This window comes from Bartonella sp. AC130YNZD (genome assembly GCF_042196865.1).
Classification (GTDB): Bacteria; Pseudomonadota; Alphaproteobacteria; order Rhizobiales; family Rhizobiaceae; genus Bartonella.
Map to the genome: position 1 here is coordinate 1 of NZ_JBHIQZ010000036.1, position 8,833 is coordinate 8,833.

An 8,833-nucleotide genomic window follows, 5' to 3' on the forward strand; every position below is an offset into this window, starting at 1 on the left:
GCCACGAGAGCCGCACCGGCTTCTGTCAGCCCTTGGGCTTTATAATCCCAGTCTTTAAATTCAGCCTTAACTGCTTGTCAATCAACTTTCCTTACAAATCTTAATCAACCCAAAGAAATAACCTGAAATAGCAGTGTGTCGTATGGAAAATTAAAAACAAAAACCCAATGAAGAAAATGCACTTGAGACTTGCTTATGGCTTCACAGGTTTATTACTGTAAAAGCTTCAAATGATGATATCTCTAATACTTTTTTCGCTTGTTCTCTTGTGGTAGCTTCCACAAGCGAAAAGATATGGACGATGACACCTCTTCTCAAGCTTATCAAACTGAACTCAAAGGTATTTCCCTATTGATTTTGAAAGAGTCCTTAAAACGCATTTTGCAGAGTAACGTAGAAAGCATGTCTAAAAAAATCATTCCAAAAGCAACAGATTTTTCTAAGTATTGTGAAGAGATTGAAAAAGATCTTCTTTAACGAACCAAAACTCTTCATGAACTAATAATAGGAGAGTTTAAAATAGATTTCTAAAAAATAGCAAAATAGTGAAAAGTGCTGATTATTTTTGGATTGGATATGCATTTAAAGAGTGATTAAAAAATTTTTTTAATGTACATATATTTCTAGAAGCCAAAATGGCTCTATAGTATCAAATTTATAAAGTAAATAAATCCATTAATACAAATTAAGGATTTTAGGATACACGAATTTCAAAATATTTGTTTTTTAAAACATGAATAGCCAACATCAGCACAAAAAATGTTGCGGCAGTTATGAGTCACTTTCATGTATTTTTGAAATAACAGAGCTTTTCTTTAATCTTTATGAAAGGGTTGCCAGTGCGATGGGCTTTTTTGAAAGGTGGATTTGGGTATCAAAATGCAAGCAAGAGTTTGTAATTATGGAGCTTTGTGTTTAAAGCTATCATCAACTATAGATAAATCATAGACGAGGTTAACTAAAATATTAAAAGCAACTGGATGCAATAGAAGACATTGCTATTAAAATAAAAGCGAATGCTGAAAAAACTAAAAGATAGATTGTATTTTTATCTCAGAAAATAATTTAAGAAATTGAGATCACAATTTTTCCACAGGAAATAAATATGTTTACAGATAAGAAGAGAAAAGCCTTGTTTGGTGTTATAATTTTTATATTTGTATGTTTTTTAGGAATAAGAAAAAACCTTGACTTTATTCAGGGTATTTTGACATTCGCGTCTATTTCTTTGGTGATCGTAACAACTGTTTTTGCAATTTTATGCAATTCTAATATTCCTTCTGAATTGCAGAGCAACGCAAAATATAAAGATGATGATACAACGGGTTGGGTGAAACTAACACGTGATTTACAACAATATTTGCACAGACTCTTAAAACTAATAAGTTTAGCGCTTGTCGTTTTAATTTTCCCAAATAGTTATAAAGAAACGGTTTCTTTACCTGTCATTTCTAGGTATGTGGAGTACAAGCTTTCTTTTCCATTGGGATACTGTATTTGGTACTCAGATATTGCTCTTTGGTATTCCTTTTTAGTTTGTGTATTGTTTCTTATGTTACTTACACGCAGTTTAATAAATATATCTATTTACACACTACAGTGCTCAGTTAAAAAGCCATAGTAAAACTTCCGATTTTATAAAACTGTTTAGATTAAATGGCGTTGTCTCTTCTCAACATTCGATAAAATCAACAAGAGCATAAAAAACTATCGAAAGCAGTTTGATACTCTTTGTCGCAGGAAAGAGGTCAACGCATTGAACGAAGCATGGCATCACGTAAAATGGCGTTAATCCGCATTTGATATCCTTTCCCTTGACTTTTAAAGTCACGCTAGCACGTCTGAATCCACACGCACTGTTGTAACAGTTTTGGGTGATTTATAGAATGGATTGAAAACGGCGTTTTTCCAGAACACATCATTGAGTGACGGAATATCTCTATGATCAATTGCACTATCCGACATTACAGCCAATTTATCAATTTCAACTCTCTGTTCATCTGTCAAAGGTGATAAGTTACCTACCTCAATTTCATAACGAACTTTCTTCTTTATAACGTTTCCTTTCTTTCAAATTGGCTCGCCGTGCTGAAATAATACGGATTACCTCTATGCCATCTTTATCGTCATGGACAATATGCGCTACGAATAGTAATAAAAAACCTCCACAAGCACTAAAGCTTGCTAACCATACTCTCCATTTTCAATACGGTCTTGTTTAGCCATGGAGAATAGATCAGAAAAAACATATGCAGCTATTTCAAAACTTTACACGGTACTTTCTAAGATTACTTTTTGTTTTAGCTTCATCCCATTCAACTCTTATTTTTATACCTTATATTAATACATTTATAAGGGTATTATATACATCAAGAGTTTTAGATGAACACTTAATTATCCATGTTTTTGTACAATTAATATAATTTAATACTTTAAAAATTAGTGATTAATTAACTAAAAATATTAAAAAAATAATAAATTATTCTAAGGCTTTATGCATATAATATGCAAATCGAATAAAACTTACAAGCCTGTTAAATAAAATAATATTAATTGGCTATTTAGGAGCTTCTCCTGAAAGCAAAAATGAATTTTGGTGCCGAAACATTCAATTTTCGTATGGCTACCTCTGAGAGCTATGCAGAAAAATACCAATAAAAAAGTAGACAAAACAAAATGGTATTCCGTGATGCTTTTTAATCTACATACATCTGAAAAAACTTGTTCTTCAGTACAGAACTGCCCCTTTTTCCGAATGAATGAGAGGAACGGTTTTTTAATGGTCAACGCTACAAAGGATGCAATCAGCACTTTCAAGAAACCACTAACCAAAAAACCTAATGAACTTATTAAAACTGTCAGCAAAGAGACCTGTGTCATATAAGCTACCCATGGTATTCCAAAAGAATAGACTATCCCAATGCCACCCACAGTATTTATCACAAATAATATTATAAAATTTAACCGCTGCCAAAATAATTCTACCATAAAGCCAATAAAAAATGCAGCAAATGGAAAACTAATCAGATAACCACTCGTAACTCCTGAAAAAAACACTAATTCCAGCACGACCACTAGGCAATAGAGGTAACCCAATCGCAATAAGAGCAAGGAAAAGAAGTGATGCTAAAGCTCCCCTTTTCGCTCCAAGTATAGAGCCTGCTAACATCGGAGTCATAGACTGAGCTGTAATAGGGACACCCAGCAAAAAAGGAAGATAAATAGGAGGGAAAAGACTTAAAACAGCGTAAATAGCGGCAAATAAAGCAATATAAACTAAATCTTTTGTATTCACTGAATTATTCCTTCACTAGGGAAAAGCTTTCGTTATTGTTGTACAATTAATAAAAAGTATCAGATTTATAAAAGTACACTTTAAATGCCTTAGATATAGAGAAAAATACTATAATAATTTATTTTAATAATATCACTTATATGAATCATATTAGATTCTATAGTGTTTAAATACATCATAAATTACTATAGTTAAATTCAATAATAGTGATATACGAATACTATATAACAACAGCATAACAAAATAATGCATTTATTTTAGTTATTATGCTTTGAATGAATGAGAGGAACAGATCTTTTAATCGCGAGTGCAATAAAGGATGCAATCAACGCTTTTAAACAATCGCCTATCAAAAAAACTGATGAAGCCATTAAAACATTCAGTAAAGAAACTTTGGTCATATAAGCTGTCCATGGAACACCAAAAGAATAAACTATCCCAATGCCACCGACAGTATTTATCACAAATAATATTATAAAATTTAACCGCTGCCAAAACAATTCTACCATTAAACCAATAAAAAATGCGGCAAATGGAAAACCTATTAAATAACCACTTGCAATCCCTGAAAAGACACTGATTCCACCGCGACCACCAGGCAACAGAGGTAATCCAATCGCAACAAGAACAAGAAAAAGGAGTGACGCTAAAGCACCCCTTTTTGCCCCAAGAATAGACCCTGCTAGCATCGGTCCCATCGATTGAGCTGTAATAGGTACCCCTAGAAGAAAAGGAAGATAAATAGAAGGGAAAAGGCCCAAAATAGCATAAACAGCGGCAAATAAGGCAATATAAACTAAATCTTTTGTATTCATTTGATTCTTCTTTCACTATAAAAAACTTTGATTATTATGAGATGCTGTATCAATGGTATCAGCATCATAAGAACGCGCTTCCAATGCTTCAGCCACTTCTGAAGCCATTCTTATGGTTCGTATAATTAAAGGTATCGCAAGAGCGACAATGTTAGTGTTAAGTCCCCGTGCTTGCTGTGCTTCATGTACCTCATTAAACTTTTCACTCAAAAGAGGAATAAACCTGATCGCCATAGAGATAACCATACTCACTTTTGATGGATTTATACCAAAAGAACGAAAGGGCTGGAGTCCTGCTTCAACTGCATCCACCATATCTGAAACTTTTGTTGTGAATGAAATAAGTGACGATAAAGAAAAGAGGATAACAAGACGTAATATGACCTCACCCCCCGTAAGCCAACCGCTAAAAATAGTTTGAAATACAAATAGAAGAACTAAAAGCAATCCCATCGATTTAAATTGCTTTATCGCAATTTTGAAAGGGACCTTGGCGACTCTATAGAATAAGATGACCAACAACAAAAATAACCCAAGAAGCGCTATAGAAGAAACCATTATTATAAAAGTTCCACACGCCGTAAGAAATAATAACTTAACTCCAGGACTTAACCTATGAATAAACGTACCCCTTGGAATATATAAACCGATCATGACATTCTTCTTATATACTCCTTGATAGCAACAAAAGGTACATCATCAATTGCTATCTCACCCTTATCAAAAACCAGCACTCTATCAAACTTTTTCAAAAACTCCAAATCATGCGATACAACTATTGCCGTTTGTGGTAATTCTTCTATCACTTGCGTAACGCGATGCTTATTTCGCAAATCAAGTAATGTTGTCGGCTCATCAAAAATAATGTAGTCTGGTTTCATTGCAACTACACCGGAAATAGCAACGAGTTGTTTTTGCCCACCACTTAATAAATGGACAGCGTGATTTCTGAAATCTTGAAGTTCATAGCGTTGTAAAATTTCATCTACACGCTCCTTAATTTCATCTTTATTAAGCTTTAAATTTTTGAGACCAAAGGATAAATCCTCTTCAACTAATGGTAAAACAATCTGATTATCGGGATTCTGAAATACAAATCCAACTTTACGCTTTACTGCTTTTGCATCGCGCTTGGTATCAAGCCCATCAACGCTTACAAAACCGTGAGATGGTAATTGGAGTCCATTAATAAGACGAACAAATGTACTTTTTCCAGAACCATTCGCACCTATAACAGCAATTCGTTTTTCGGTAAGCTGTACAGTAATATTTCTTAAAACACACAAATCACCAAAAACTTGTGTTACCTCATCAAATTTTATAGTCCCCAAGATTTATTCCAATCAATCCCTTTTATTAGCTCTTCTTTCTCTATCGTTTCAGTTTATAACCTAAAAGTAATAATAAGCACCATAGAGGAATAATAATGACTGCCAAACTCATATCAGGCATCTGTACAGGAATATATGTTTCAAGAAAAGGCACGCTTATTCCTATCATATCAAAAAGTCGAGTCATCAATCCATTTTGCCCAAAACCACTGATAAACATAATGCAAAATAATAAAGCAAGAAAGCAGAGACAAAGATAGTTAGCGTAAGGATATAAACCAAACGCATAAGTAAAGTTGCCTTTTCTGTTCTTATGGGCATTGCGAAATTTCAAATGAACAATAACAATAATAGCCCAAGTAATCACTGCTGCTGCAGTTGCAAGAGCCATGATCCGCATAAAACTATTATCAGGAACAAGAGCATTAACAACGACAATCAACACCGTACAGAATGATGAAAAAAGGATAGCAATATAAGGAACACGAACAGCACTCAGTTTACTAAAAATATGTGGTGCATTTTTTTGTACAGCTAAACTATAAAGCATACGTCCATTAGAATAAATGCCACTATTGTAAACAGAAATAGCAGCCATAATCACCACAAAATTCAAAATATGACCAGCAGCAGGAATTCCTATAGTCTCGAAAATTGTGACAAAAGGACTACCATTTTTTCCAATCATATTCCAAGGGCTGATTATCATAATAATGCTGATAGAACCAATATAAAAAATTATAATCCTCCACATAACTTGACGAATAGCCGCTGGAATTGTTTTTTGTGGATTAGATGCCTCTCCAGCAGCAATACCAATAAGCTCTGTTCCTCCAAAAGAAAACATTACTACAGAAGTTGCTAAAACAACCCCTGCTGCTCCATAAGGAAAAAAACCGCCATGGTCCCAAAGATAATTAATATTCGCATGATTTTCCCCTGATCCAGTAACAATGAGAAAAATTCCAAAAATAATCATACCAATAACAGCGGCCACTTTAATCAAAGCACAAGAAAATTCAAATTCTCCATAAAAACGAACATTAAACAAGTTAATGAATGTAACAAATAAAAGAACAATGAAAGATGCCTTCCAATGATCAATCAAAACCCAATGATCAAGGTAAAACCCTATCACTGTAAGTTCAGCCATGCTCACAAGAATATAAAGAAACCAATAATTCCAACCTGTTATGAAACCAGCTAATCTCCCCCAATATTTATAAGCAAAAAAACTAAATGCTCCTGAAGATGGTTCTTCTACTGACATTTCACCAAGCATTCGCATAATGAAATACATAATAAGCCCACCGATAAGATAAGACAAAATGACTGAGGGACCAGCTAATTGAATTGCCTCGGTTGACCCATAAAAAAGCCCTGTCCCAATAACGCCACCCAAAGCAATCATTTGAATATGGCGATTTTGAAGGCTACGCTTCAATTCATCGTGCTTTTTTTCAAGCATCATGCCTCATTACTTTTGTTGAACCTAACCTCAACTTTTATCGAAAAATTAGGCACCTTTTTCAAAAAATACAAAACAAACCTAAACTTATTTTCTTATCATAATGCAACTCCTTATTTTTTTCTGCATTATACGTATGTCCCGTTGAAGTTTTAAGAAAAAATATGCTCCACCCTTTATTTAAATTAATGTCCTTCATTTTTGTTACACTAACCATTATAGCATTGGTCATTGATAACGCACACTCTGTAATCACATCACATTGGACAACAACCCCTTTTAATAAAATTTTAATAAACCTTCTACAAACAGATGTCTATCACCTTAATCAATCTCTATGCAAGGTAATACCTGATTTTCTGTCCTCAATTTGCATTACTCTCACTTATTTACCCGCATGGTCTATCTTTGGTGCTTTAGCAATAGTATTTTGTATCTTAACTTACGAAAAAAAAAAGCCTTTTCACAAAATATCATATACATATAACGAAGAGTACATTTGATCTTGAAAAAAACTTCTAGAGCTCTCTGTACTATACACAACAGGTATCGCTTAGAGCACCTCACCCTATTAAAACAACTGAAAATCACTTGATCATCAGAATTGATTAAAACGCTTTATTATAAATATATGCGCTCAGTTATAAATTATACGGGCTCACTTATGATTTCTATAGATAATGATAACATTACTTCATTTGTTTCAATTTAATAAAAACTAGTGAATAAATCTAACTCCCATCTATAGAAAACTCTGTACAGAAAAAACTTAACATATTGAAATTTATATATTTTTATGGATGTTTCTTTATACTCTACAAAAACTTTTCTTAATTTTAGTACTAGAAATCACATATAAAAAAACGTCTTCTAATATCAGCACTCCTTATAAAATTGGAACTTCTTGAAATTAATGAAGAAGCTTATAAAAATTATTCTACAAGTCTAACAAAATGCGTTAAACAAAAACCAATCTGTAAATAATTGCAATTGTAATAAAGAATATTTCGCATCTTACTCCCATTGTGATACCCACCCTATTACATCTAAAAAAATCCAAGAGACTATTAGCAGAAAAATTTTAAGCACCTTCTCTCTATTGAGAAAATGGTAAAATAACAGCTTCAGTCACACTCTGTTCTTTTAAATCTGGGAATCGTTTCGCTAAAACATCAACTTTTTTAGATATCTCATCCAAACTTTTCCATTGATCAGTTACCACTCGAGAAAGTTCCTCAATGAATTTTTCTTGGTAAACTAGCTTCATTTCTAGTTCTATCAGCCGATCTTCATCCGACATGATTTTTACTCCCTCTTAAATAAAAAAACGTGATTAATTTTATTAATCCTTCTCCCTTTTTCTTCCCATAAAAATGAGAAGTAACTTTTCAAATAATTCTACTCATCTTATTTGCACATTATAAAAGGTTTATGATGATCTTTATTTTCCCAATCACTCTATGCAACAAATTTCTTTCTCAAGAACCAGAAAATGTTTTTATCTTTACTAAGATATCTTGACACCACTTTTCATCCTAAAGATCTACATTCCCAGCTTCTTAATTTAAGTGTTATCGTAAATTGGAAAGCATTTTATAGCATTAAGGTCAAAGAATACTTTCCTCTAACTTTTACATACTTCTCCTTTAAATTATTATCATATTTATAAATTATTGAAAAAATGCATTCTTGCTTTTATACGTACTTTTAGCTATTACCTTCAAATTAGTTTTGTCTCATTGACTTACAAACTTATGCCGCATTAGCTCAGTTGGTAGAGCACATCATTCGTAATGATGGGGTCGCTGGTTCGAATCCGGCATGCGGCACCGTTTTATTTCTTAAACATATTGAAATATATAGATTTTTTCTTTAAACAGCCATTTTCAGACCACCTTTTAGACCACCTTCTACAGTTTATATA

The 8,833-nt window shown here is 33.0% G+C and carries 9 protein-coding genes, 1 tRNA gene and 1 pseudogene; 3 read left to right on the plus strand and 8 right to left on the minus strand.

What is annotated here, in order from left to right; genetic code table 11:
- Nucleotides 1-294: 294 nt before the first annotated feature.
- Nucleotides 295-477 carry a hypothetical protein gene (locus tag ACFINU_RS08535; RefSeq protein ID WP_375618710.1) on the plus strand — a complete coding sequence of 61 codons (183 nt, stop codon included), beginning with the start codon at nucleotides 295-297 and terminating at the stop codon, nucleotides 475-477.
- Nucleotides 478-1,105: 628 nt separating this feature from the next.
- Nucleotides 1,106-1,621: a hypothetical protein gene (locus ACFINU_RS08540; protein WP_375618711.1), complete on the plus strand. Its 516-nt coding sequence runs from the start codon at nucleotides 1,106-1,108 to the stop codon at nucleotides 1,619-1,621.
- A gap of 127 nt (nucleotides 1,622-1,748) precedes the next feature.
- On the opposite strand, the gene ACFINU_RS08545 is transcribed toward ACFINU_RS08540, so the two are convergent.
- From ACFINU_RS08545 to ACFINU_RS08580, 8 genes and pseudogenes are all read right to left on the minus strand, one after another.
- Entirely contained in the window at nucleotides 1,749-1,799 is a 51-nt protein-coding gene (locus tag ACFINU_RS08545; protein ID WP_375618717.1) for a hypothetical protein, read from the minus strand.
- A gap of 28 nt (nucleotides 1,800-1,827) precedes the next feature.
- Nucleotides 1,828-2,007 (minus strand): hypothetical protein, encoded by a 180-nt coding sequence (locus ACFINU_RS08550; RefSeq protein ID WP_375618712.1) that lies wholly within the window; start codon nucleotides 2,005-2,007, stop codon nucleotides 1,828-1,830.
- 721 nt (nucleotides 2,008-2,728) lie between these two features.
- Nucleotides 2,729-3,295 (minus strand): annotated as a pseudogene (locus tag ACFINU_RS08555) (biotin transporter BioY).
- A 257-nt stretch (nucleotides 3,296-3,552) separates the two neighbouring features.
- Nucleotides 3,553-4,110, minus strand: a complete 558-nt coding sequence (locus ACFINU_RS08560) for a biotin transporter BioY (RefSeq protein ID WP_375618713.1) — start codon at nucleotides 4,108-4,110, stop codon at nucleotides 3,553-3,555.
- Nucleotides 4,111-4,125: 15 nt separating this feature from the next.
- The gene (locus tag ACFINU_RS08565) at nucleotides 4,126-4,764 is read right to left on the minus strand and encodes an energy-coupling factor transporter transmembrane component T family protein (protein ID WP_375618714.1); all 639 of its coding nucleotides are present in this window, start codon (nucleotides 4,762-4,764) and stop codon (nucleotides 4,126-4,128) included.
- Nucleotides 4,761-5,441 carry an energy-coupling factor ABC transporter ATP-binding protein gene (locus ACFINU_RS08570; RefSeq protein ID WP_375618715.1) on the minus strand — a complete coding sequence of 227 codons (681 nt, stop codon included), beginning with the start codon at nucleotides 5,439-5,441 and terminating at the stop codon, nucleotides 4,761-4,763. Before ACFINU_RS08570 ends, ACFINU_RS08565 begins: the two co-directional genes overlap by 4 nt.
- A 40-nt stretch (nucleotides 5,442-5,481) precedes the next feature.
- Nucleotides 5,482-6,909 carry an amino acid permease gene (locus ACFINU_RS08575; RefSeq protein WP_375618718.1) on the minus strand — a complete coding sequence of 476 codons (1,428 nt, stop codon included), beginning with the start codon at nucleotides 6,907-6,909 and terminating at the stop codon, nucleotides 5,482-5,484.
- A gap of 1,096 nt (nucleotides 6,910-8,005) precedes the next feature.
- A complete protein-coding gene (locus ACFINU_RS08580; protein WP_375618716.1) occupies nucleotides 8,006-8,209 on the minus strand; it encodes a SlyX family protein in 204 nt (67 codons plus the stop codon).
- Nucleotides 8,210-8,665: 456 nt separating this feature from the next.
- Between ACFINU_RS08580 and ACFINU_RS08585 the strand changes: the two genes are divergently transcribed.
- Nucleotides 8,666-8,738: transfer RNA gene (locus tag ACFINU_RS08585), tRNA-Thr, on the plus strand.
- Nucleotides 8,739-8,833 lie beyond the last annotated feature (95 nt).